This window comes from Pseudomonas sp. R37(2017) (genome assembly GCF_002113375.1).
In the GTDB taxonomy this organism is placed as follows: domain Bacteria; phylum Pseudomonadota; class Gammaproteobacteria; order Pseudomonadales; family Pseudomonadaceae; genus Aquipseudomonas.
This window is the reverse complement of sequence record NZ_NEHO01000022.1, coordinates 16,061-41,131: the sequence shown is the minus strand read 5'-3', so window position 1 is coordinate 41,131 and position 25,071 is coordinate 16,061. Positions and strand designations below refer to the sequence as shown.

Below are 25,071 nucleotides of genomic sequence, written 5' to 3'. Positions count from 1 at the left end.
CGTAGGGCGCTTGTGTTCCGTCAGGTGGACCGTATCAGCGTTCTTCGCGAGCAGGCTCGCTCCCACAGGTTCAGCGTCGCCCGCCAATCTTCGACTGTGGGAGCGAGCCTGCTCGCGAAGGCGTCGTCACAGACGCCGATAAATCAGAGCTGCCACACCTCAGGGCTGACAAAAAACGCCTTGGCATTATCCTCCAGACTCTCCAGGTGATAGCCGCCCTCCTGCACGATCAGGCACGGCAGCCCGAGGCTGCGAATCCGCTGGCCAAGCACGGCAAAACCTTCGCGGGTCACCGCCACTTTGCTTTGCGGGTCCAGCTCGAAAATATCGAAGCCCAGGGACAGCACCAGCACCTCGGCGCCAAAGTCCGTCACCGCCTTGAGCGCAACCTCCAATTGTTCGAGGAAGTCGGCCTCGCTGGCGCCATGAGCCATCGGCAAGTTCAGGTTGAAACCCTCGCCTGACCCGGTACCGCGCTCTTCGGCAAAACCTGCGACCCCCGGATAGAAGTTGGTCGGGTCGCCGTGCACCGAAACGTAGAGCACGTCATCGCGGTCGTAGAAAATCTCCTGAATCCCTTGCCCGTGGTGCATATCGGTATCCAGCACCGCCACCCGCGAAAAACCGGCACGCAATACCTGCGCCGCCACCGCCGCGTTGTTCACATAACAGAAACCGCCCGCCGCTTCGGCCCGGGCGTGGTGACCCGGTGGACGGCACAAGGCATAGGCTGCCGGCTCGCCATCGAGCAACGCCCGGGCACCGGCGATGGCGCTTTGCGCCGACCAGTAGGCCGAACGCCAGGTCTGCTCGCCCACCGGACAACTGCCATCGGCCAGATAGCGCGCGGCTTGCGCAAGAATCCCGCGCAGGGCATTGGGTTCGCGCACGAAGATGTTCGACATCACCTCGTCCCCCCAGTCCTCGGGAATTTCCTTCCAGCGCTGATGGGCTTCCTGCAGGAACGCCAGGTACGGGGCGCCGTGCACAGCCAGCAGCGGAGCGAGACCGGCATCGGCCGGTTGTTCAACGGTAAAACCCAACGCATGAGACGCCTGCACCAGGCGCTGCGCACGCTCCGGCACTTCCTGCGGCGTGCGCATCTGGCCACGGGAGTAGTAACTGCGTGGGTGGTGGAGCAATTGTTCGGGGTGGAAAAAACTGCGCATGGAATGAATACCTGTAGGAGCGAGCACGCTCGCGATGGTCGCCAACGATGACACTGGCGGTCTGACCCCCTGCGGTGCCTGTGCCGCCATCGCGAGCATGCTCGCTCCTACAGGGGGCCTGGGTTCAGTTGACTTTTTCGGCGCGCGACAGAACTGCGTTGAGCAACACATCGGCGCCCTGTCGAACATCCTCGGGCAGTACATCTTCGGCTTCGTTGTGGCTCAAGCCTGCGACGCAAGGGATGAATACCATGGCCGTCGGGCAGTACCGCGCCAGGTGGATCGCGTCATGCCCGGCACCGCTGACGATCGATTGCTGGGCGTAGCCCAACGCATTCACGGCCTGTTGCACCGCCGCCACGCAGTCAGCGTCGAATGGCGTCGCCGGACTGATCCAGTGTGGGGTGATTGCCAGTTTCAATCCGCGATCGTCGGCGATTGCCTGAAGCCGCGCACGGACCTGCCGTTCCATAGCCTCGATGGTTGCATCGCGGTGATGACGCAAGTCGACCGTGAAGTTGACGAGGCCCGGAATGGTGTTGCGCGACGACTTGTTGATGCTCAGCTCACCGACCGTGGTCAGGCCTTCGGGGGCGAAGTCCGCCGCCAGGCTTTCGATGGCCTGGATCATCTGCGCCACGCCGTACAAGGCATCCTTGCGCAGCGGCATCGGCGTGGTGCCGGCGTGGGCCGCCATGCCTTCGACCCGTACGTCGAGCCAGCGAATCGCCTGGCCGCCACTGACCACGCCAATGCTCTTGGCGTTGTCCTCGAGGATCGGCCCCTGTTCGATGTGGGCTTCAAAGTACGCATCCACCGCGCCACCCAGCGGGCGCCCGCCGGCATAACCGGTACGTTGCAGCGCCTCGGCAACGCTGATGCCATCGATGTCGCGCACCGCCAGCGCGGTGTCCAGCGCCATGATGCCGGTGAACACTGCCGAACCGAACATCGCCGGGGTGAAGCGTGCGCCTTCTTCATTGGTCCACACCGCCACTTCCAGCGGCTTGCGGGTCTGGATGCCCAGATCGTTCAGGCAACGCACCACTTCCAGGCCGGCGAGCACGCCGTACACGCCATCGAAGCGTCCGCCTTCGGGTTGGGTGTCGAGGTGGCTGCCCATCATCACCGGTGCAGCGTCGGGATCAGTACCGGCGCGGCGGGCGAACAGGTTGCCGATGGCATCCACGCTCAGGGTCATGCCGGCTTCGCGGCACCAGTGGGCAAACAGTTCGCGACCGGCCTTGTCCTCGTCGCTCAGGGCCAGGCGGCAGCTGCCGCCACGGGCGGTGGCACCGATTTCGGCCATTGCCATCAGACTCGCCCAGAGGCGATCGCCATTAATCTTCAACATGAGTTTCTCCCGGAAAATTCAGCTCAGGCCTTGGCCAGTTCCACCCGTTCAGCGCTGGCATGGCGACGGTCTGGGGATGATTTTTCGTTTCGGGACAATGATTAGTCAATTTTCTATTTATTATTCGAAGTATTAGCAGGATTTATATTTGAGAAACAAGAAAAGGGAGGGCATCCATTGCCCTCCCCTCCGTTCTGCGACAGGACTTGCCAGGACCTTACGAGGCCAGAATGAAGTCCGAGGCCGTGACAGTTGTTGGATCGGCCACACCGACCAGGGTGATGGAGTCCGCGCCGAAGTTGAGCAACGTATCCGCCCCGAGATCGACGACGCTGACACTGCTGCCAAAGGTCGCTGCCGTGATGTTCAGCCCGGCGATGTTGAGCAGATCCTGACCTCCCGCCGCATCGGTATCGAAGCCGAGGATCCGGTCGTTACCGAAGGCCGCAGCGAACACAAAGATATCGTTGCCACTGGCGGCATTCATCGTGTCGTTGCCGGCACCGCCAGCAACACTGTCGTTACCCGCACCGCCATCGAGGATGTCGTTGCCGGCGCCACCGAGCAATGTGTCGTTGCCGCCCGCGCCGTTGAAGATGTCATCCCCCACCCCACCGGTCATGACGTTGTTCGACGCGTTGCCGGTACCGACGAAGTTGCCGACCCCGGTGAAGAGCAGATGCTCGGTGTTGGCGCCCAGTGTGTAGCTGGACAGCGACGTCTGTATCGAGTCCTCACCGTTACCCGCCAACTCGATGACTCCGTCCGCGGCTGAATCGACGCGGTAGGTGTCATTGCCGGCTCCGCCTTCCAACCGGTCGGCCCCCGCATCGCCATTGAGGACGTCGTTGCCGCGACCACCCAGCAATGTGTCGTTGCCGTCACCACCGTTGAGGGTGTCATCACCCACCCCACCGGTCATGACGTTGTTCGACGCGTTGCCGGTGCCAGTGAAGTTTCCGGCTCCGAGGTAGAGCAGATGTTCGACATTGGCGCCCAGTGTGTAGCTGTTGAGCGTCGTTTGTACGGAGTCGGCACCCTCGCCCGCCGTCTCGACCACCAGGTCCCCGACTGAATCGACGCGGAAGGTATCGTTGCCGGCTCCGCCGACCATTGCGTCATTACCCGTGCCGCCAGTGAGGACGTCATTGCCGGCACCGCCCATCAATGTGTCGTTGCCGTCACCGCCGTTGAGGCTGTCATTGCCCACCCCGCCGGTGATGACGTTGTTCAGCGCGTTGCCGTTGCCGGTGAAGTTGCCGGCGCCGAGGTAGAGCAGATGCTCGACATTGGCGCCCAGCGTGTAGCTGGTCAGCGTGGTCTGTACGGAATCGGAACCCTCACCTGCCGCCTCGACCACCTGGTCTCCGTTCGAATCGACGAGGAAGGTATCGTTGCCGACTCCGCCGGTCATCCGGTCATTGCCCGCACCGCCAATGAGCACGTCGTTGCCGGCGCCACCGAGCAATGTGTCGTTGCCGGCACCGCCGTTGAGCGTGTCATTCCCCACTCCACCGGTCATGACGTTGTTCAACGCGTTGCCGTTGCCGACAAAGTCGCCGGTCCCGAGGTAAAGCAGATGTTCGACATTGGCGCCCAGCGTGTAACTGCCCAGCGTGGTCTGAACGGAGTCCTGCCCCTCGCCCGGCGCCTCGACCACCACGTCCCCGACTGAATCGACGCGGTAGGTATCGTTGCCGGTTCCGCCGGCCATCTGGTCATTCCCCGTACCGCCAATGAGGAGGTCGTTGCCCGCATCGCCATTGAGGATGTCGTTGCCGCCCAAGCCGTTGAGGATGTCATTGCCAGCACCTCCGCTGGCCACGTCGTCGCCTGCCGTGCCGGTCCATACATCGACACCGGCGGTACCGACAAACACATCACTGACCACGAACGTTGCGGCAGAGGTGACTCGCTCGAGCGTGCCCAAGTCATCGGTGTAAGTCGCGACGACACGCAGTTGCTGACCGACCTGCGCCTGGCCGGGTGTGAAGGTCGTGCCTGTCGCGCCAACGATATCGGTGAAGATCGCACCGCTGCCCATTTGCCACTGGTGGGCAATCACCGAGGTCGTGGTCCCGTTGGCGTCGGTGAACGCATCCGTGGCGGTCAGGATCGCGTCTTTCGCCGGGGTCGTGTCGCTGATCAGCACCGTGCCAACCGGCAGGATATTGATGGTACCGGTACCGGCCGCCGTGATCGGTGCGGTCGGCGCCGAGAACACCTCTTCCAGCACGCCATTGGCATCCTTGTAGACTGCCCTGACGCGCAGGGCCAGTCCGGCTGCCACGACGAGTTGCGGAATAGCCGGCACGGCGCCAATGAGGGTTGCCGGTGGTGCGACCCTGAGTTCCGAGCCCACTGTGACAGTCGTGCCCTCTGCACGCGCAACCTCGCCGGCGGCAAAGAAGGTGATGTCTTCGAAGACACCCGAGCCGGGGCGCGCTTCGAATTGCCAGAAGTAACTGATGGGGCTGGTGATCGCGCCGCCGGTCGCCGTGTTGTCGGCATCGGTGATGTCTGCCGCCGATACCGTCAGCGTCTGGCCGACGGCGGGCGTTGGATCGTCGATGCGCAACGAACCGACTGGCGCCGAGTTCAAACCGCCGAGCACCATCGCCTGATCGGCGAACTGCAACCGCTCGATATGGCTGAGGGTGTCGGTGCCGTCCCTGCCAGCGACACTGTCGGTCACCGTAAAGGTGCCGTTGAGGTTATCGACCACGGTGTAGTCCACACGATTGCCGGAAAACAACGCCGTGTCGAAGTCGGGACCGGTCGCCGTCAGGATTTCGCGCACGATCTGGAGCTGGCCGGGGTTATAGGTGCCGTTCATCATGAGCGGGACCAGGGGTGTCATGCTGTCGAAGGTGGCGATTTCCGGCCCGGTGCCATCGATGTTCTGCCGCACGCTGATGCGCACGTTGAGCCACTTGTCGCCATCGATGATGTCGTTGCCGCCACGGCCTTCGATGACATCGCTGCCGGCGCCACCGAGGATGATGTTGCCCCCGTCGAACTTGTCGTCGGCTGTGCCGGCGATGCCGTCCACGCCGTTGCCGGCGCTACCGACCAGTTCCCGCAGGCCGCTGATGAGGCCGAAGTTGGTGAGCACGCTGCCCTTGGCGCCAGCAACGGCGAGCAAGTCGGCAGTGGAGTCATCGCCGCTGAGGAAATCGGCGTGGGACGATCCCGACAACCCTTCCACCAGGTCCAGCCGGGCCAGGATCGACGCGTTGGAGCCCGGTACCGCTGGCTGGTCGAAGAAGCGCAGCCTGGAGTTGAGGCCCATGGTGATTCCGGCAGGATCGTCCTTGTAGGTCGCCCAGTCGTACCCGGAGAACCCGATGAAACGGTCCGCTTCGCTGGGGCTGCCGATCATGATGTCATCGCCGCCCTCCCCGTCGAAGTTGTCCGGTCCGCCATCGCCCATGAAGACATCGTTGCCGTTGATCGGGTCATTGCCGAACGCGTCGAAGTTGTCGCCGGCAACACCATCGGCGGATCCGCCCTGGATCCAGTCGTCGCCCTCACCACCGCGGGCGAACTCGTTCGCCTTGCTGCCGAGGATGAAGTCGTTGCCCAGCCCACCGCTGCTGTCGGCCGAGTCCTCGCCGGTGATGATGAAGTCCTGGCCAGCCTGGCCAAGGATCAGGTTGAGGCCGTTGCCGCCCTGGATGACGTCGTTGCCGTCCTCGCCGTGGATGACGTCGTCGCCGCCCACGTCGGTGATGATGTCGTCCCCGGTACCGCCAAAGAGTTGGTCGTTGCCGTAGCCGCCATCGATCCGATCGTTACCGGCATCGCCATAGACCGTGTCGTCGTCCGAGTCACCGGCAATGAGGATGTCGTTGCCGGCCGTGCCGCCCAGCACGACCGTGTCCGCGCCGGTGTAGTGCAGGTAGTTGGTATCCGGGCCCGTTGTGGCGGGGTTGTCGCGGATCACCAGCGGCGTGAGGAAGTCACTGCGCGGCGAGCCAATTGGATGGTTCGACGGACCGAATGGATCGGCATTGGCCGGCAGATCGTCGGCGGTGCCGACAACGCCGTCGGGACCGGCAATCACGCTCGGGTTGTACTGCTGCGCCTGATTGACCTCCAGGGTGTAGGCCGGGGTCAGGAAAACCCTGCCCGAAAGGTGGGTTGCGTTGGTATTGGCCATCACCAGCGAGGCGAACGTGTTGTTCTCAAGCTCGGCGCCAAAGTCCATCGAGGCGGTGCGCTCCAGATAGTAGAAGCGGTCGCCGTCCTGGAGTTTCTCCATCTGGTTCTCGAAGACGAAGTTGAAGGTCGAGCCGAGCATGCCGCCAAAGGGCATCTTCTCCTCGGCCAGCCCGCCAACCCAGAAATCGACGGCATCCAGGCCGGTGATGGTCACATCGTCCGCCGTGTGCAAAATACCGTCCGCACCCGCGTTGCTGGCCCAGGCACCCGTGCTGTTGAGGAAGTCGACACGGTCGGCCGGTGCAGTCGCGCCGCCGAGCACCAGGTCCGCAGCCGCGGCACGCTTGTCCGCCAGCGTGGTGGCGCTGGTGATGGTCGAGTGTGTGCCGTAGGCGGCGATGAAGTTGATCAGCGATTCCGGGTGCTTTATGTGCTGCACGAAATCGGCCCAGCTCGTGTAGGGCTTGAGCTCGGCGTCACCGGTGGGCAAATAGAACTCCCGCCGCGCCGCGTTCAGGGACGGAATGCCGGTATCGCGGCCGCGCGCCAGGTTGATGGAGGCCAGATCGAGCGGCAGGCCGAGCAGGTTGTTGCGCAGGGCTTCGGTGACGAACTCATCGATCTCGTTGCCCACCTGCCGGGTCACGCCGCGCACGATGGCACCGGCCGCCTCTTCCGGAGTGGCGCCGCTGCCGGCGAACTCGAGCGGATTGAGGAAGGCCTGAATCAGCCCGATATCGCTCGAGGCGAAGTTCGGATCCAGCCGGTCGACCTGCTCCAGCAACATCGAGTGTCCGAAGCGATAGACGGTGTGTGCGAACTCGGCAACGATGCTTGGATCGATCGCAGTGTCGTACACCTGGCCCGGGGCGAAGAACGGATCGACCATCGGCTGGATGGTCCGCGCGAACTCCTCGAACACCAGGTGCTGGTACTGCATTTCGGTACCGAACTTCGCCGTCTGGAACAGGCGCTCGCCGTTCCAGTCCAGGGTCGAAGTGTCGGCGGGAACAGCAGTGACGGGAGTCAGCAGCCACTCGTTGAGGAACGATACATCGCCGCTTGCCGCAGTCGCCAGGACCACCTCCTTGGTGTGATCGACCAGCCGGTTGTGCTCATGGTGGAAGATCGAATGGACGGTGGTCAGGCCGATGTTCTCGTTGACCCGGCCGTCGCCGGCAATGTAGTGCGCGTCCAGCAGTTCGTTGTCGTAGAAGCCTGGCGCAGGCGTGCCACCCGTGACAGTGTCGGCATCGGGCAGCAGCGCTACGCCGTTGTCGTCCACCGGAACGGCGGTGTGCGCGATGTCGTTGAGGAAGGCATGGCCTGTGCGCGCGGCGTTGACCAGGCTGATGGGCGCCGCCGGATTGCCCTCGACGAGCACGTCGTCGGCCGTACCGGCAATGCCGTCCGCACCCAACATCACCACCTGCGGAAAGCCGTTCGGACCCTTGATGAAGTTGCCGTAGGCGTCGGTCGCCAGCAATGGCACGTTGTCGAAGTCGGCATCCGTGAGGTTGATCCCCAGCAGATCATTGGCTTGCGCCTTGACCACTTTCCAGGTGGCCATGCCGCCGATTTCAACGTCATCAGCGGTGCCGAAATGCCCATCGGCGCCCAGATCACGATTGGTGATCAACTTGCCGGTGGCGACCGGATCGCCCGCTGCGTTGAGCTCATAGGCGCGCAGGAACACCTGGTGCGAAGGATGCGAGCTGTACGTCTGGTTCTGGTCGACAAACGGCGAGGTGGTGTTGGTGTTCTCGTGGATGTCGTCGGCCGTGCCCAGAATGCCATCGGGACCTGGCAGATTGGTGGCGCGCGTCAGCACCATGAAGTTGGTCGGGCTACCGGGCACGAACAGCGGGTCATCGGGCTGCAGCGGAATGAACACGGTGCCCGAACCGCCCTTGGTGACAAGGTCCAGGCCATGGTCGAAAAACTGGCCGAAGAAGGTCATCCATTGGTTGAAGGGCGCGGTCAGGCCCGCGTCGGGGCTCACGTTCGGGTCGAAGAATGTCTGGAACGTCGTGCCGTCTGTGCGGGTTCCGGTCACCACCTGCGCACCGACCTTGAGGACATCGTCAGCGGTGCCGAGGACGCCATCCAGGCCAGGATCGAAGGTGGCCGCGACCGCCGCCGGGTTGTTGGCGGTCTGGTCGACGATCAGGTTGCTGATGGTCCGCGGTTGCGAGTCGATCACCAGGCCGCTGGTCTGGGTGTAACTCGTACCGGCTTCGGCCGGGCGGAAGTCCGGCGTGGTCAGGCGCGGGAATGGGTTATCGGCGGCACCGAACTCGGGATGGAGCAGGTTGTTTTCCGTCCCTTCGACGGTACGCAAACCGAATGGCATCCGTATGTTGTCGAGCAGCGAGTTCAGGTTCTCACCAGCCGCGTGGTGTTCGGCGATCTTGATCTGGTCAAGGATGAACGCCAGGTCCGATTGCGTGTAACGCACACCATTGCTGGGGGCCGTGGTCTGCGGATCGATCAGCGAAGGCGCCGCCACGGGGGCCGGTGGCGCGGCTGCAATTAACGTGGTCGGTGCCGAGAATACCTGCTCGGTCACGCCATGATCGTCCACATAGATGCCTTTGACGCGCACCGCCAGGCCGGCAAGATCCGACGTCACCTTCAAAGTGGGCGTGTCCGCTCTGGTAAAGCCGATACCGATGCGGCCTGGCCCGAGGATGATGTCCTCGAAGACGCCCGAGCCCGGTGTCGCTTCAAACTGCCATACGTAGCTGATGGAATTGTGGATCGCCCCGCCCGCGTTGTCGCCATCGGTGAGGCCTGCCGCCGACACCGTCAGTACCTGGCCAACGGTCGGCGTGGTGTTATCCACCGCCAGCGCCCCCACGGGCTCAGCGTTGAGCCCGGGCACGAGGACCATCGACTGATCGGAGAACTGCAGCCGCTCGATATGGGTGAGTCGGTCGGTTTCTTCCTTGCCGACATTGTCGGTCACGGTGACGATGTCGTCGGAAAAGTCGGCCGGCGTGCCGTTATCGTTGACGGTGACTGTGTAGTTCGCCAGCGGGCCCAGGAAGTTGGCGGTGTCGAAGCCGCCCACGCCCGGCAGGATCTCACGCACGGCGACGAGCTGGCCGGGATTGAAGGTGCCGTTGAGCATGAGCGGGATCAGCGGCGTCATGCTGTCGAAGCTGGCAATTTCCGGTCCGGTGCCATCCAGGTTCTGATGCACGCTGATGCGCACGTTGAGCCACTTGTCGCCGTCGATGAGGTCGCTGCCGCCACGGCCTTCGATGATGTCGCTGCCATCGCCGCCGAGGATGATGTTGCCCGCGCCGAACTGATCGTCGGCCGTCCCCCCGATACCGTCGGCACCGAAACCGGCACTGCCGACAAAGTCGCGCAGGCCGCTGACGAGATCGAAGTTGGTGAGGATGCTGCCCCTGGCGGTGATGTTGGCGATGATGGCGGCGTTTTGTTCATCGCCGCGCAGGAAGTCGCCGAAGGCCGACCCCGACAGGCCCTCCACTTCGGCGAACCGGTCATAGACCGCATCGGCCGATTGCGCGAATGCACCCACGATATTGCCCGCGGCATCGGCCACCGGGTGATAGGGACTGAAGAAGGGAACGACCATGTCGACGGTCACGCCGTACTTGTCATTCTTGTAGGTGGTCCAGTCGAACCCGGACATGCCGTCCATCTTGTCCTGGGCATCGCTGGCGACGAACATGTCGTCGCCGCCTTCACCGATCATTTCATCGAATCCGCCGGTGCCGATGAAGATGTCGTTGCCGGGCACATCGTCGGTCAGTGTCGGGCTCATGTTATCGCCGGGCGCACCGTCCTGGGTGCCGCCCTCGATCCAGTCATCGCCTTCGTTGCCGGTCGGCGCGAGGTTGACCTTGGCGCCGAGGATGAAATCGTCACCCGCGCCGCCGAAGGTCATCGTGATGTCTTCGGTGGTGATGATGAAATCCTTGCCCGCACCACCCAGGACCAGGTTGTTGCCGGCCAGGGTCGAGTTACCGGCCTGGATGACGTCGTTGCCGTCATCGCCGTGGATGACGTCGTCGCCGCCGATGTCGGTGATGATGTCGTCACCGGCGCCGCCAAAGAGGTTGTCGTTGCCGTAGCCGCCGTCGAGCCGGTCGTTGCCGCCGTCGCCATAGACGGTATCGTCGTCCGAGTCACCGGCAATGAGGATATCGTTGCCGGCCGTGCCGCCCAGCACAACCGTATCGCCGCCGGTGTAGTGCAGGTAGTTGGTATCCGGGCCTACCGTGTCGGGGTTGTCGCGGATCACCAGCGGTGTGAAAGGGTCATTCCGTGGTGAGCCGATCGGGTGATCCGACGGGCCAAACGGGTCGGCGTTGGCTGGCAGATCGTCGAGCGTGCCGACAATACCGTCAGGGCCGGCCACCACACTCTGGTTGAACTGGTGCAGCGGGTCGACCTCGAGGATGAAGGCCGGTGTCTGGAATATGTTGGCCGGCAGGTGCGTTGCGTTGCTGTTGAGCATCACCAGGTTGGCGAACGAATTGTTCTCAAGCTCGGTGCCGAAGTTGAGCCCTGCGGTGCGGGCCAGATAGTAGAAGCGGTCACCGTTCTGCAGATTTTCCAACTGGGTTTCGAAGACGAAGTTGAAGCTCGAACCCAGCAGGCCGCCAAAGGGCATCTTCTCCTCGGCCAGGCCACCGATCCAGAAGTCGATGGCGTCAAGGCCGGTGGTGGTCACGTCGTCGGCGGTGTGCAGAATACCGTCCGCCCCGGCGGTGCTGGCCCAGGCACCGGTACTGTTCAGGAAGTCCAGGCGATCGGCCGGTGCCGTGGCGCCGCCGAGCACGAGATCCGCAGCCGCGGCGCGCTTGTCCGCCAGCGTCGTGGCAGCAGTGATGGTTGAATGCGTGCCGTAGGCGGCGATGAAGTTGATCAGCGATTCCGGGTGCTTCATGTGCTGCACGAAGTCGGCCCAGCTCGTGTAGGGGGTCAACTGGCTGTCGCCGGTCATGTGGTAGAACTCGCGCCGCGCCGCGTTCAGTGACGGGATGCCGGCGTCCCGGCCACGTGCCAGGTTGAGCGCGGGAAGGTCGAGCGGCAGGCCGACCAGATTGTTGCGCAGAGCGTCAGTGACGAACTCATCGATCTCGTTGCCCACCTGCCGAGTCACGCCGCGCACGATGGCGCCAGCCGCCTCCTGAGGGGTCGGGCCGCTCGCGGCAAATGCCAGCGGGTTGAGGAAGGCTGCGATCAGGCCGGTCTGTTGATTGCCCGGGTCGACCGGATTGCCGTCGCCGACGACGTTGAAGTTGGGGTCGAAACGATCGACCGTCTCCAGCAGCATCGAATGACCGAAGCGAAAAACCGTGTGCGCGAACTCGGCGACGATCGCCGAATTGATGGTGGTGTCGTTGCCCATGGGTGCCAGGAAGACGTCCACTTGCGGCTGGATGGTGCGCGCGAATTCCTCGAACACCAGGTGCTGGTACTGCATCTCGGTGCCGAACTTGGCGGCCTGGAACAACCGCTCGCCGTTCCAGTGCAGGGCCGCGATTTCGGCCGGCGTCACTGGCAGCGCTGTCAGTTGAGCGTCGGGCATCAGCCACTTGTTGAGGAAATCGAGGTCGGCAGAAGCCAGCACCGTCTCCTTGGTCTGCTCGACCAGCCGGTTGTGCTCGCTGTGGAAAATGGAATGCACCGTGGTCAGGCCGATGTTCTCGTTGACGCGGCCATCGCCGGCGATGTAGTGCTTGTCGAGCAGCTCGTTGTCATAGGTGCCGGGTGCTTGCGGGCCGCCAATGACGGTGTCCGTGTCAGCCGTCAGGCCACCGGTCGGATCGGCGCTGTGGGCGATGTCGATGAGGAACTGGTGGCCGGTGCGCACGGCGTTCGTCAGGCTGATCGGCGCGGCCCGATTCCCCTCGACGAGCACGTCATCGGCCGTGCCGGCAATGCCGTCCGCGCCTTTCATCACGACTTGTGGAAGACCGTTGGGCCCCTTGATGAAGTTGCCGTAGGCATCGGTCGCCAGCAGCGGTACGTCGAATACGTCCGCATCGGTCAAATTGATGCCGAGCAGATCACGGGCCTGGGCCTTGACGACTGCCCAGGTGGCCATGCCGCCGATTTCGACGTCATCCGCGGTGCCGAAATGCCCATCGACGCCCAGGTCACGATTGGTGATCAGCTTGCCAGTGGCGACCGGATCGCCGGCGGCGTTGAGTTCATAGGCGCGCAGGAACACCTGGTGCGAGGGATGCGAGCTGTAGGTCTGGTTCTGGTCGACAAACGGCGAGGTGGTATTGCTCTGCTCGTGGATGTCATCGGCGGTGCCCAGGATGCCGTCGGGGCCAGGCAGATTGGTGGCACGCGTCAGCACCATGAAGTTGGTCGGGCTGCCCGGTACGAAGAGCGGGTCATCGGGCTGCAGCGGAATGAAGACTGTACCGCTGCCGCCCTTGGTGACGAGGTCCAGGCCATGGTCGAAGAACTGGCCAAAGAACGTCATCCACTGGTTGAACGGTACGGTCAGGCCTGCATCCGGCGTGATGTTGGGAATCTGGAAAACGGAAACGTCGTCGGCGGTGCCGAACAGGCCATCCAGGCCGGGGCTGGTGACGGTCTGTGAATCCGGATTGGCCGCTGCGGCCGCGACCGCAGCCGGGTTGTTGGCGGTCTGGTCCACGATCAGGTTGCTGATGGTGCGCGGCTGCGAATCGAAGACCGCACCGCTGGTCTGCAGATAGGAGGTGGGCGTGGTTCCGCCAGGATCGGTGGGACCGAAGAAACCGACCGGCTGAACCTGCGCGGTATTGAACACCGGCGTCGTCATGCGCGGAAAGAAATTGTCGGCGGCACCGAACTGGGGATTGGCCAGGTTGTTGTCGATGCCGGTGATGGTGCGCAGGCCGAAGGGAACTTCGACGTTCGGCAGCATGTCGGCCAGACTCTCGCCTGCCGCATGCCGTTCAGCGATGAAAATTTGTTCGAGAATGAATTCGAGATCGGACTTGATGAAGCTGGCCATGGCTGTTTCCTCGATGCTTAACCAATCAGGAAACCACGCGCATGAAACACGGCTGTAAACGCGTGGTTTAGTGCTGAACCCCATAACTGAAAAGCGAAAAGTGAACGACGGGACCTGCTATTGCGGGCGCACCGAGCCCTTGCTGAATGGCGTGCAATCAGCAGTGCTCGATTGAGGATCAGTTCCCCGTGACAACCGTGCCTACAGGCAGGTATTGCCCCTCAAGGAGGCGACGGCCCATGAACGCAGGTTGAACAGAAGGTGCAACTTGCCAAAGGCCCCGTCATGTATCGGGGCTCTATGCATCTGTCCATGGAGCGCTCCCAGGCAAAGGGGGCTTGTCACAGATGCCATACATCCAGCGTTCAGAGTCATTGGCCGGAACAGGCTCGCGAAGATCGCCATGGTCCGGGAGTTCCTCAGGGGTGATGGCACGGTTCTGCGTCCATGCGGCTTCGTCAACAAGCCTTTTATCCATGAGAAAACTGGCATCGACTGCGAATTGACTAATATGTATTGGCGAGTGGTTCCACACGTCTGGTGGAGGTGTCAGGAACTCATTGGAACCATGGGTTTGGTTCTGATCGAGTGGAACGCCAGTACTGTTTGAGAATCTTTTTGAAATACTCATCGCACCTCCCGCCTTCAACCTCAAACACCAGTTTTACACTCCCTTGAAAATGAGTATTGAGGTGCCTCCCGGATGTGTACAGAGACGAAAGCCCAGCCAAATTCCGAGACCTTGGTCAATGAATCGGATCAGACCTTGGTCGATTCAGACTCCGACCAAAGTTCCAGTGGCGCAGTGCCAGAGAGACAGGGCACCCGCGCGAAATTGCGCCATTTAAGCCGCTCAACCCAGTTCGTAATCTGCGCCACAATCATTCTGGGTTTGACCATGACGTTCGTTGGAAACCTTGTAAGCCAGAGCATCGAGGATGCAACGGTTCAAACGGCGGCAGAGACGGGCGCGCGTTACATGCAGAACCTTCTCGAACCTTTCGCCCAGGAATTGACCACTGCAAAGGCACTCCCCGATGAAACTATTCAGACCATTGACCATTTGCTGTCCAGCACCTCGCTCAGTACACATGTTGTCTCGGTGAAGATCTGGCTTCCAGACGGCACGATTGTCTACAGCACCGATAAATCCACGGTCCAGAAAACTTTCCCGACCGAGGAGATCTCTCAGGCCTTGACGGGCAAGATTTATACGGAGTTGGACAGTGATGCTGAAAGTTTTACGGTGGATGATGTTGAGGATGCTTTTGAGCGAAGCCTGAATATTCCGCTCTATGAAATTTTTGCTCCACTGCGCGAAGCCGGTACTGGAAAAATTGTTGCGGTTGGCGAGTTTTACGAAACCGCGCAAGCGTTGCAGCGCGAAATCGATAATGTTCGCAAGAAGGTGTGGGCAATTGTTGGAGCAGCAACGACGGCAATGATTTTATTGTTGTTTTTTATCGTTCGGCGTGGCGACAAGATAATAAAACAGCAAGAAACAGCACTTGAATGGCGAATGAATGAGCAAGCCAGGTTGCACTCAAACAATGCTGCCCTTCAGCGCAAAGTCACTAAAGCCAATCGCGAATTCACCAGAATCAATGAACTTACTCTGCGTCGGATCGGGGCAGATCTTCATGATGGTCCTGCCCAATTGTTGTCACTTATTCTCCTTCGTCTCGAAGAGCTCGAAGACTCGGTAGGCGTCGCAGATGTAGAGGCCCTCGAAATGATCAAGCGTGCCGGTAAGGATGCCTTGAACGAAGTGCGGGAAATATCGCTCGGCCTGGCACTTCCGGAAATCAATGATCTGACCCTGCACGATGCGCTGGTATTGCTTGCCGAGCGGCACGAAGAGCGAACCGAGACGTGCGTTGACCTGAAGCTTGAGACGCTGCCGGACGATGTACCGATCGCGCTGAAAATTGGTATTTATCGCTTCGCCCAGGAAGCGTTGAACAATGCCTATGTTCACGCAGGAGGAAAAGGCCAAAAACTCAGCGCCTCTCACACTGAAGGGCTTCTGCATGTGCAGGTCGAGGATGCGGGAGTGGGTATATCAACCGAAAAGCCGAATGCGCCAGGTCGAGCCAGGACTCATCTGGGCCTTGTCGGCATGCGCTATCGCGTCGAATCCCTCGGCGGCGTATTCACCATTGAATCGACACCCCATGCCGGAACCAAAGCCAGGGCACAGTTCAAAATCTGATCCTCAGGGCCAGAATGATCGGTGCGCTCGAGTCATCGCAAGCGCTTACAGCTCGTTGTTCACCTTACCGTTGTCCAGGTCGCGGCGTTGAAGAGCACCACAAAGGCTGGATATATGGTCGCTCTCCCAATGCCGTATCACGGCTGCGACTGCCTGCGTCCGGTTACGAACGCGCAGCTTGTACATGACATTCGTCATGTAGTGCTTGATGGTCTTCTCGCAGAGTTCAAGCTTGATCGCAACCTCGCGGTTGGTCAGGCCCTTGGATACTTCCCGGATCACCTGTTCCTCGCGATGGGTCAGCTCGAGTTTTTGCTTGTCCCCCCCGCGCTTTCTGATATTGGTTAACAGCTTGCTGGCAAGTTTGGTTGTTATGAAGGTTTCACCGCTGGCAACATTTCTGATCGCTTGTACAAGCTCAGGACCGCTTATGCCTTTCAACGCATACCCCTGCGCGCCCGCTTCGAGGGCGGAATAGGCGTCCTCGATGGACTCGGATACCGTCAGCATCAAAATTTTAACGGCCGGCGAAGAAGCCGAGATCGCCCGCACGGCAGCAAAGCTATCGCCCGGCATATTGACGTCCATCAGCAAGACATTCGGAGCAAAACGAGCGGCAATTTCCATGGCATCATCGGCAGACCCGCCCTGCTCGACCACCTGAAAGTCAGCTATTTTCTTCAGCGCCATTGAGACCCCATCCCTCAACAGCGGGTGATCGTCAACAATGCCGATCTTGATCATGGAACTCATGGGAAGCTCCTCATTAGAGGCGATTGAGGTGCATGGTGGCGTCTCGCGTTTCATTTTCCACCCCTCGTGTCATGCCGAATCCGGCAAAAGCCCCGCCGTCTCCATGATGTTCGGGACGACAGTTGTTGCGGTCACCGAGGGGTAACGCAACAAATGAGCCAATACCCTGGGGCGAAGAAAAAGCGCAGATTAATGAGCAGGATGTTTCTTAATGTTTCAATCGAGAGGAAGGATGAGGGAGGCGTTTTCCTCGAATCTGGTGGAAAACACCCGGTGGGGTGGGTGTAATTCCCCATTTTTGCGGCAATGGCTACCGGCCAGCTTGATCGCGATTGAACTCGTTTCCCTGTAGGAGCGGGTGCCCGCTCCTACAGAATTGGCCAATCAGGGTTTGCGCGCGATGATCACCTGGCTCTTGGCGACCACGGCATCCAGCGCCTGCTTGATCTGTTCGCCCCGTGGCGAGGCCAGGATCGCCTGCCATGTATCCGCCCAGTGGTTGAGCAACGGATGGTCCGGATTGCTGAAATCGACCTTGGCTTCCCAGAACAGCAGCATCCACATGGACCAGTAGAACCCGTACTGGCTGTGGCTGATCACTTCCAGGCCGGCATCGCCGACCATGGCCTTGAACTGCTCTTCGCTGATGATGCGGATGTGGTTGGGCTTCTGGAAATACTCGGCCGCCGCGATATCTTTCTGCAGGTCTTCGGAGCTGGGGTGCGGGACGCTCAGCAGGTACAGCGCGCCCGGTTTGCCAACACGCACCAGTTCCGCGAGGAACTGCGCCGGATCGTCCACGTGCTCGATGACCTCGGTCGACACCACCCGTGTGGCGGTTTCATCGGCAATCGGTAGCGGGTTGCAGTCGGTGACATGGCATTCGACATCGCGGGCCGGTGTATCGCTCAGGCGTTGGCGGGTCGCTTCGACCTTGGCCGCGTCGATATCGGCGATGATGATCTTCGCCCCGCGCATCCCGCAGAAATGCACGTTGCCGCCGTCGCCGCAGCCTACATCCAGCAGCGTGTCCTCGGGGGTTACCGGGAAGCCCGTGAACAGTTCGCCGGTCTGCTGATTGAACCAGCCGCTGAGCATCGCATCGTGCAGGCCGAGCATGTAGGGGTCGACTTTCTCCGCCACTGGCGCTGCCGGAGGTGTCTCTGGCTGCGCAGGCACGGGCGTGCCCGCCGTGAGTTTCTTCAAAAGGCTCAGCATGAGGTAGCTCCAGAGGATGGGACGGCTGTTCGGGAGGCGCCCAGGCGTTTGACCAGCGAGGCGCCGCGGTTGCGCATGGGCATTTCGATGTAGCGGTAGTTGAGTTCGCTCAGCAGCACGATCAGGCCGCCAGCCATCAGCAACATCAGAATCGGATGGCCAGCCGGACTGGGCAGCCCGGCATCCTGTAAACGGAAAATGAATTCACGAACCAGCAAGCAGGCCGGGATATGGATCAAGTAGATCCCGTAGGACCGGCTGCCGACCCACGTCATCAGGTTCTTGAGCACGCCACGCGGCAACAGGTAATCGCGGTTGTAGGACGCGATCCACACCAGCACCGCACACAGCACCGCAATCACGCCGATCCGGTAGGAAGTGAAGGTGAAACGATCCGTCGCCATGAAGCTAAGCAGCAGCGACACCGCGATCAGTGCGGCAACGCCCGCCCACGGACGACGCAAGCATGTCGGTTCCCAGCGCCGGTAAGACGGTTGCGTACTCCACATCGCCAACAGCACGCCAAGGGCCAGCGCATCGGTGCGCAGCACCATCAGGATCGGCGTGCGCAAGGTAAACAATTGCAGCGCCACCAACGCCAGCAACACCCACACCAGGTGTTTGCGAAACAGCACGATCATCAACGGAAACAGCAGGTAGAACTGCTCCTCCAGCGAAAGGCTCCAGTACACGAAACTGGTGCCGTATTCGTAGCGATAAAAACTGTCGGCAAAGCGGAAATTGGCGTACTGCGCCACACCGGCCAAAGTCGCCTGAATGTTTGCCTGCAGCGTGCCGAATGCGCCGGAGCGATTGAGAAAAAGGCATGCCAGCAACATCAGCGCCAGCCACAACCAGGCCGACGGTAGCAAGCGAAAAGCCCGGCGCAACCAGAAGTTGCGCGTCTGTTGCCAATATTCCCGGCGCGTTGTGCAGCGGCGCATGGCCGGGATCAGGCTGCGGGCAATGACGAAGCCCGAGATCGCGAAAAACAGATCCACGCCCCACCACGGCTGGAAGTACAGCGTGATGGTCTGCAGCAACGGAACAGCCGCCGCGAACAGGCTGTCCTGCAGGTGATGAAACAGCACGCCAAGCACCGCAATGCCGCGCAGCAACTCGATGTCCATGATCCGTTTGTCGTTGCTCATGCGCCCTCCCGGACCTGCGGTTTGCGGGCAATGATCACCTGGCTCTTGGGCATGAACCGATCGAGCATCCGCTTGATCGCCAAGCCGTCGGGCTGGGCCAGCAAGTCCTGCCAGGTTTTCGCCCAGCTCTCCATCAGTGGCGGATACGGCGCCTGAATCCGGTCGCGAACCGCGCCACCCAGTTCACGCCCGGCGGCCCGTTCGCTGGCCCAGAAAAAAATCATGCCCATGACCCAGAAAAACCCGGAGGCCTGGCGATGCTCGATGACCAGGCCCGCGCCCTCGACCAGCGCGGCAAATTGCTCGGGGCTGAAAATCTGTACGTGATTGGGCGATTGAAAATAGCTGGCCGGGGCGATGCCCTTCTGTAAATGCTCGCCCACCGGGGACGGTACGCTCAGCAGGTACAGCGCACCGGGGCGGCCCATGCGCACCAGTTCCGCCATGAAAGGCTCTGGCTGATCGATGTGTTCGAGCACTTCCATGCACACGACTTTGCTGGCGCAGCCATCGGCCAAGGGCAGCGGCAAACTGTTGCTGACCAGCCCCAGGTTCGGCTTGTCCGATTGCGCGGTCACTTGCCGGGCAAGATCGCGAACCTTGTCATGTTCACTGTCGGTAAAGATCACCGAAGCGCCCTGGCGAACCGCGAACAGGGTCGCCACGCCTTCGCCGCAACCGACATCCAGCAGGGTGTCGTCGGCGGTGATGGCAAACCCCTTGAGCAATTCGCCGCTGTCGCCCGCAAACCAGCCGTCATGCATGGCATCGTGCAAGCCCACCTCTCTTGGCGACACACGGGAATGCTCGACCGGCGATGGTGCAGGTCGGGGCTCGGGTTTCGTCTCTGGAAAGAAACGTCGGACCAATGCGCGAATCATGCCTCAGGGGTTTCCACGACACGGTTCTCGAACAGACGCTCAAAAAATACGCCAAGCCGCTGCTCGGCAGTCGCCTGGCTGCAGAATTTCTCGAGGCTGGCCACTGCGTGCACGGACATCCGTGCATAACGCCCGGGATCACCCTTGGCCACGTCATAGCTTGATTGGTAAGCCCTGCACAACGACGCCCAATCGATGATGTAGCGCAAGGTACGAAACGCCCTGCGCGGGTCATGAGGCCAGGCCGTCAGCTCATCGGTGGAGTCAATCAGGAATGCATTTTCGGCGTCCAGATAATCAATCATTGCCGTGGTCCTTGGCGCCACCGCCGGTTTGCCACAGGACATGAACTCCATCAGCGGAAGACATTGGCCTTCGCCATAGGATGTGTTGACCACATAACTCGTGGCTTGCACGAGTCGCTCATAGTCCGCGTCAGCCAGGTAACCGTAAATCAGCACGACCCGGCAGCGGTAGGACTGGTTTTTGTACAAGTGGTGAAGGATATCGGCCAGCGCTTGCTCGGCATCGTGGTGCGTCAACTTGAGCACCAGCGTTGCGTCGTCCACCTCGCGAAACGTCACGCAAAAGGCACTGAGCATGTCTTCCCAATTCTTGCGCCCGTCACCGGGATTGAACACCGAGGTATAGATCACGCCATCGAGGACCAACTCGTGCTCACTCGGCGGCGCATCGAAATCAATACCCGCACCTTCGCGGGTTGCCACGGGCCCGAAGGCTCGCAAGTCGAGTTCACGGCTGTCGGCCAGCAACCCCTTGAGCGTCAACCGCACCTGACGGGCCAACGGCTGACGTTGCAAGTGGGTGCCGCGTTCGGAAAACCGGTCCCATACCGGGGCTGGCACCGCGATGACCGGATAGTCGGCGCCCATCGCCTCGCGCACCGCATTCACGGTGTAGCTGGAATGTGTAATCGCCGCACCCGCTGCCTGCAACACAGTGCGCCAGTCATTGAGCGGGTCACCGGCAAAGGGTTCGTTGGGAATGGTGCTGAATTCCCACGCGAACACCGGCAGCGTCGGGCAGGTGAAATTGACCGGTGTACGATGAGGCGGTGAGAACGACAGAAACACGCACGCTTCACCCCGGGACAAACAGTCCATGTACAAGGCATCGACTTCGGTCTGCGGGTCGCTGACTTCTACCACTCGCCCCAACCGCTCCAGCACGGGTCGGTACTCCTTGAGCACGAAGTAATAGCTGTACTCCGAGCGGCCAAGGTTCTGGGCAATGGTGTGCTGGTTGGTTTCCGAATGAATGATGATCAGCATGAAGCGGTATCCGTCACGGTGGCTGTCGGCAAAGCCTGTGGCGTCAGCCCGAAAAAATCCGCCATGCATTTCTGCACCGGGGCGAAAGCGCAGTAACCGTGCATGCGCTCGACGGCGGCGAGGGACATGCGCTGATACTCCTGTGGTTGTTCCTTGGCCAGGCGGTAGCTGTTTTCGTAAGCGGTTTTCAGCGAACCCCAATCCGGCCGGAAACGCAGGGTGCGGTAGATGATGCGAGTGTCCTGCGGCCAGATGGTCAGCTCTTCGCTGGACTTGACCACAAACGCCACACGCTCATCGATATAGTCCTCCATGGCCGTGTGATCCGGGGCAATCACCGGTTTACCGCTGGCCATGAACTCCATCAGCGGCAGGCACAGCCCTTCGCAGCGTGAGGCATTGACGTAATAACTGGCGGCTTCGTACAGCCTGGCGTACTGCGCGTCGTCCAGATAACCGTGCAAGACCACCACCCGACAGGCGAACGGCGAGAGCTGTGCGAGCAATGTCATCAGTTCGTCGTGGTAGGACGACAGATCGCTCTGGGTAATCTTCAGCACCAGTGTCGCGTCAGACGTTTCACGAAACGCCCAGCAGAATGCGCTGATCAACTGATGCCAGTTCTTGCGACCATCACGCGGGTTGAACACGGTGACGTATACCACTCCCTCGACCTGTGTTTCGACCTGGGCGGAGGTGTCCGGCCACTGTCGCGGTTCTGGCTCAGGTACTGCAATCGTCTGCGGGCCTGCGATGGCCGGCAACCAGCCAGCGAGGCGCTCATGGGCGGCATCCGACAACAAGTCGCGTATCCCTTCCCAATACCACTGGCTTAGAAAATGCGTGCGATGCACCGGGATTGGCAGCGATCTACCTTTGTCCAGGCGCCACATATGCAGGTAATGGCGAGCAATCACCAAGCGGCGCTTGAGCGTCAGCGGCGGTGGCTTCAATGCCTCGAGCGCAGCCTCGAGCGCCGCCAGTTCCTCGGCGGTCGGTACGGCGGGAATCAGCGCATCGGCGCTCAACCCGAGTGTGCGCGTATCGAAGATGCAACCCGTGATGCTCAGGGTCGAGCCGGCGCTGATCGGGGCGCTGGTGTGGCGACTGCGAATGTCGGCGAAGTTTTCCCACAACGGCGTCGGCAACACCAGCACCGGAAAGTCTTCGCCCATGGCCCGGCGAATTGCCCTTGCGGTATGACTGGAGAGCGTGATCACCCGGCCCTGGCGCGCCAGCATTTGCGTCCAGTCCTGGCGCGGGTCGTTATCCCATTGTTCATCGGGAATCGAATCGAACTCCCAGGCCACCACGCAGATCGTCGGGCACTCAAGGTCGTTCGGGGTTTTCTGCGGCGGCGTAAACGACAGGAACAGGCTGTTTTCGCCAGCGGCCAATAACTGTTTGTAGAGCGGATCGACCTCGACGGTGGAGGACACCACATGCACGCGTCCAAGGCTTTCGAGCACAGGGCGATAGGCCTTGAGCACGAAGTAATAACTGTACTCGGGACGGCCGAGACTCTGGCTGATGGAGCTGTCGTTGACGTCGGAGTAAAGAATAAAATTCATGGTATCCCACGGTGAGACCGCCATCCCGGCAGCCTCACGCCATGACGGGGAGAACACGGTTCGAGTCAGTGGTTACTGGCGCTCGCCCATCGTCATCCTGCCCGTCTTCGTTCTTGTTTTAGTGGTCAGTTTCTCGCAGTTTCGAAGCGACGCTGCCGAACCCCGGGTAATCGTGACGAGGGGCATTCTAACCACATCCGTTGGGGATTCGTGAACCGCCCGACGAGAATAAATCAGGCTACGCTGACGAGAACTGACCAGTCACGATTGGACCTGTTGAAATTGCCGAGCAAATGGCACAGATTGACCACCAAACAACTACAACAAACATTTCGCCTGCCTTTCGGACCATCCTGTTGGTTCGTGAAATTTCCGTAAAGCCCGTGGGAATAGGGTGAAGTGCATGACCGGGGGGTCGCTGTTGAAAAAACGTCTGTTTGTCACGGGTCTGACTGGATTCGTTGGACAGCACATCCAATCGCGTTTGCAGGCTGACGCCTCGGAATGGGAGCTGTTGCCTGTTTCCGGTCGCTACGATCTTGCCGCGCCGGACAGCCTCGAAGGCTTGTGGCCGGTCATGCCCGATGCGGTGATTCACCTGGCCGGCCAGACGTTCGTCCCGCAGGCCTTTCGTGATCCGTCGGGCACCCTGAACATCAATCTGCTGGGCACCCTGAACCTGCTGCAAGCCCTCAAGGCGCGCGGCTTCACCGGCACGTTTCTGTACGTCAGCTCCGGTGATGTCTATGGCCAGGTCGCTGAAGAGCATCTGCCCATCACTGAATTGCAACCGCCCTGCCCGCGCAATCCCTATGCTGTGAGCAAACTGTCGGCAGAGTTCCTGAGTTTGCAATGGGGCCTGAGCGAAGGCTGGCCCGTGCTGGTCGCCCGCCCGTTCAACCACATCGGCAGCGGGCAGAAAGACAGCTTCGTCATCGCCAGCGCCGCCCGCCAGATCTGCCGGATCAAACAAGGCCTGCAAGCGCCACTACTGGAGGTCGGGGACATCGACGTCACCCGCGATTTCCTCGATGTCGGGGACGTGGTCTCGGCCTATCTGGCATTGCTGGAGAACGGCACGCCGGGGCAGGTCTACAACATTTGCTCGGGGCGCGAGCAGAGCATTCGCAGTTTGATCGAACAGTTGGCAGATCTTGCCGAGGTCGATCTGCAACTGGTCCAGGACCCGGCGCGATTCCGCCCCGCCGATCAGCGTCGGGTATGCGGCAGCCCTGCCCGGCTGGCCCGGACCACCGGATGGAAGTCTGAAATCACAACACAACAATCCCTGCGGGCGATCCTGTCCGACTGGGAGAAGCGAGTACGACAAGAATGACTAAAAGTGCATTGATTACAGGTATCACCGGCCAGGATGGCGCGTATCTGGCCAAACTGCTCCTCGACAAAGGCTACAAGGTCCACGGCCTGGTCGCGCGTCGCAGCAGCGACTCGCGCTGGCGCCTGCGCGAGATGGGGGTCGAGGCGGATATCGTCTACCTGGACGGCGACATGGCCGATGCCTGTTCAGTGCAGCGTGCGGTGATCAAGTCGGCGCCGGACGAGGTCTACAACCTGGCCGCGCAAAGCTTTGTCGCGGCCTCCTGGGATCAACCGGTGACCACCGGCATCGTCGACGGCCTGGGGGTTACCCACCTGCTCGAAGCGATCCGCCAGTTCAGCCCGCACACGCGTTTCTACCAGGCATCCACCAGCGAAATGTTCGGCTTGATCCAGGCCGAACAGCAGGACGAGAACACGCCATTCTATCCGCGCAGCCCATATGGCGTGGCCAAGCTTTATGGCCACTGGATCACCGTGAACTACCGCGAAAGCTTCAACCTGCACGCCAGCAGCGGCATTCTGTTCAACCATGAATCCCCCCTGCGCGGCATCGAGTTCGTGACGCGCAAAGTCACCGACGCCGCCGCCCGCATCAAGCAGGGCAAGCAGCAGGAACTGCGCCTGGGCAATATCGACGTCAAGCGCGACTGGGGCTTTGCCGGTGACTACGTCGAAGCCATGTGGCTGATGCTGCAACAGGACAAACCCGACGACTTCGTGGTGGCCACCGGCGTGACCACCACCGTGCGCGAGATGTGCCGGATAGCCTTCGATCATGTGGGCCTGGATTACCGGGATTTCGTGAAGATCGACCCGGCGTTCTTCCGCCCGGCCGAAGTCGAAGTGCTGCTCGGCAACCCGGCCAAGGCCCAGCGAGTGCTGGGCTGGAAACCCAAGACCGATCTGGATGCCTTGATCCGCATGATGATGGATGCGGACATGAAACGCGTCGCCAAGGAGTAGGC

General features: G+C 61.2%; 13 protein-coding genes. 3 read left to right on the top strand and 10 right to left on the bottom strand.

The features are described from left to right. Window positions 1-143 precede the first annotated feature (143 nt). The 4 genes from CAG47_RS25005 to CAG47_RS29120 form a co-directional block, all read right to left on the bottom strand. Window positions 144-1,169 (bottom strand): histone deacetylase family protein, encoded by a 1,026-nt coding sequence (locus CAG47_RS25005; protein ID WP_085728450.1) that lies wholly within the window; start codon window positions 1,167-1,169, stop codon window positions 144-146. A 124-nt stretch (window positions 1,170-1,293) separates the two neighbouring features. Next, window positions 1,294-2,523 carry a Zn-dependent hydrolase gene (locus tag CAG47_RS25000; RefSeq protein WP_085728448.1) on the bottom strand — a complete coding sequence of 410 codons (1,230 nt, stop codon included), beginning with the start codon at window positions 2,521-2,523 and terminating at the stop codon, window positions 1,294-1,296. A 217-nt stretch (window positions 2,524-2,740) separates the two neighbouring features. Beyond that, window positions 2,741-13,687, bottom strand: coding sequence for a peroxidase family protein (locus CAG47_RS24995; protein ID WP_085728446.1), 10,947 nt, complete (start codon window positions 13,685-13,687; stop codon window positions 2,741-2,743). A 298-nt stretch (window positions 13,688-13,985) separates the two neighbouring features. Next, entirely contained in the window at window positions 13,986-14,318 is a 333-nt protein-coding gene (locus CAG47_RS29120) for a hypothetical protein (RefSeq protein ID WP_085728444.1), read from the bottom strand. A gap of 72 nt (window positions 14,319-14,390) precedes the next feature. Between CAG47_RS29120 and CAG47_RS24985 the strand changes: the two genes are divergently transcribed. After that, window positions 14,391-15,899 (top strand): sensor histidine kinase, encoded by a 1,509-nt coding sequence (locus tag CAG47_RS24985; protein WP_085728442.1) that lies wholly within the window; start codon window positions 14,391-14,393, stop codon window positions 15,897-15,899. A 45-nt stretch (window positions 15,900-15,944) separates the two neighbouring features. On the opposite strand, the gene CAG47_RS24980 is transcribed toward CAG47_RS24985, so the two are convergent. The 6 genes from CAG47_RS24980 to CAG47_RS24955 form a co-directional block, all read right to left on the bottom strand. Next, a complete protein-coding gene (locus CAG47_RS24980; protein WP_085728440.1) occupies window positions 15,945-16,652 on the bottom strand; it encodes a response regulator transcription factor in 708 nt (235 codons plus the stop codon). A 384-nt stretch (window positions 16,653-17,036) separates the two neighbouring features. Beyond that, window positions 17,037-17,870, bottom strand: coding sequence for a class I SAM-dependent methyltransferase (locus CAG47_RS24975; RefSeq protein ID WP_085728438.1), 834 nt, complete (start codon window positions 17,868-17,870; stop codon window positions 17,037-17,039). Continuing rightward, complete coding sequence (locus CAG47_RS24970) at window positions 17,864-19,021, bottom strand: acyltransferase (RefSeq protein ID WP_085728436.1); 1,158 nt, start codon at window positions 19,019-19,021, stop codon at window positions 17,864-17,866. The genes CAG47_RS24975 and CAG47_RS24970 overlap by 7 nt, the downstream gene beginning before the upstream one ends. Continuing rightward, window positions 19,018-19,902, bottom strand: a complete 885-nt coding sequence (locus CAG47_RS24965) for a bifunctional 2-polyprenyl-6-hydroxyphenol methylase/3-demethylubiquinol 3-O-methyltransferase UbiG (protein ID WP_085728434.1) — start codon at window positions 19,900-19,902, stop codon at window positions 19,018-19,020. The genes CAG47_RS24970 and CAG47_RS24965 overlap by 4 nt, the downstream gene beginning before the upstream one ends. Next, window positions 19,899-21,194 carry a glycosyltransferase gene (locus CAG47_RS24960; RefSeq protein WP_085728432.1) on the bottom strand — a complete coding sequence of 432 codons (1,296 nt, stop codon included), beginning with the start codon at window positions 21,192-21,194 and terminating at the stop codon, window positions 19,899-19,901. Before CAG47_RS24960 ends, CAG47_RS24965 begins: the two co-directional genes overlap by 4 nt. Beyond that, window positions 21,188-22,765 (bottom strand): glycosyltransferase, encoded by a 1,578-nt coding sequence (locus tag CAG47_RS24955; protein WP_256577536.1) that lies wholly within the window; start codon window positions 22,763-22,765, stop codon window positions 21,188-21,190. The genes CAG47_RS24960 and CAG47_RS24955 overlap by 7 nt, the downstream gene beginning before the upstream one ends. 421 nt (window positions 22,766-23,186) lie before the next feature. On the opposite strand from CAG47_RS24955, the gene CAG47_RS24950 reads away from it, so the two are divergent. Next, on the top strand, window positions 23,187-24,101 hold the full coding sequence (locus CAG47_RS24950; protein WP_085728498.1) for a GDP-mannose 4,6-dehydratase: 915 nt from the start codon (window positions 23,187-23,189) through the stop codon (window positions 24,099-24,101). Then, window positions 24,098-25,069 carry a GDP-mannose 4,6-dehydratase gene (gene gmd, locus CAG47_RS24945; protein WP_085728428.1) on the top strand — a complete coding sequence of 324 codons (972 nt, stop codon included), beginning with the start codon at window positions 24,098-24,100 and terminating at the stop codon, window positions 25,067-25,069. Before CAG47_RS24950 ends, gmd begins: the two co-directional genes overlap by 4 nt. The last annotated feature ends 2 nt before the right edge of the window (window positions 25,070-25,071 follow it).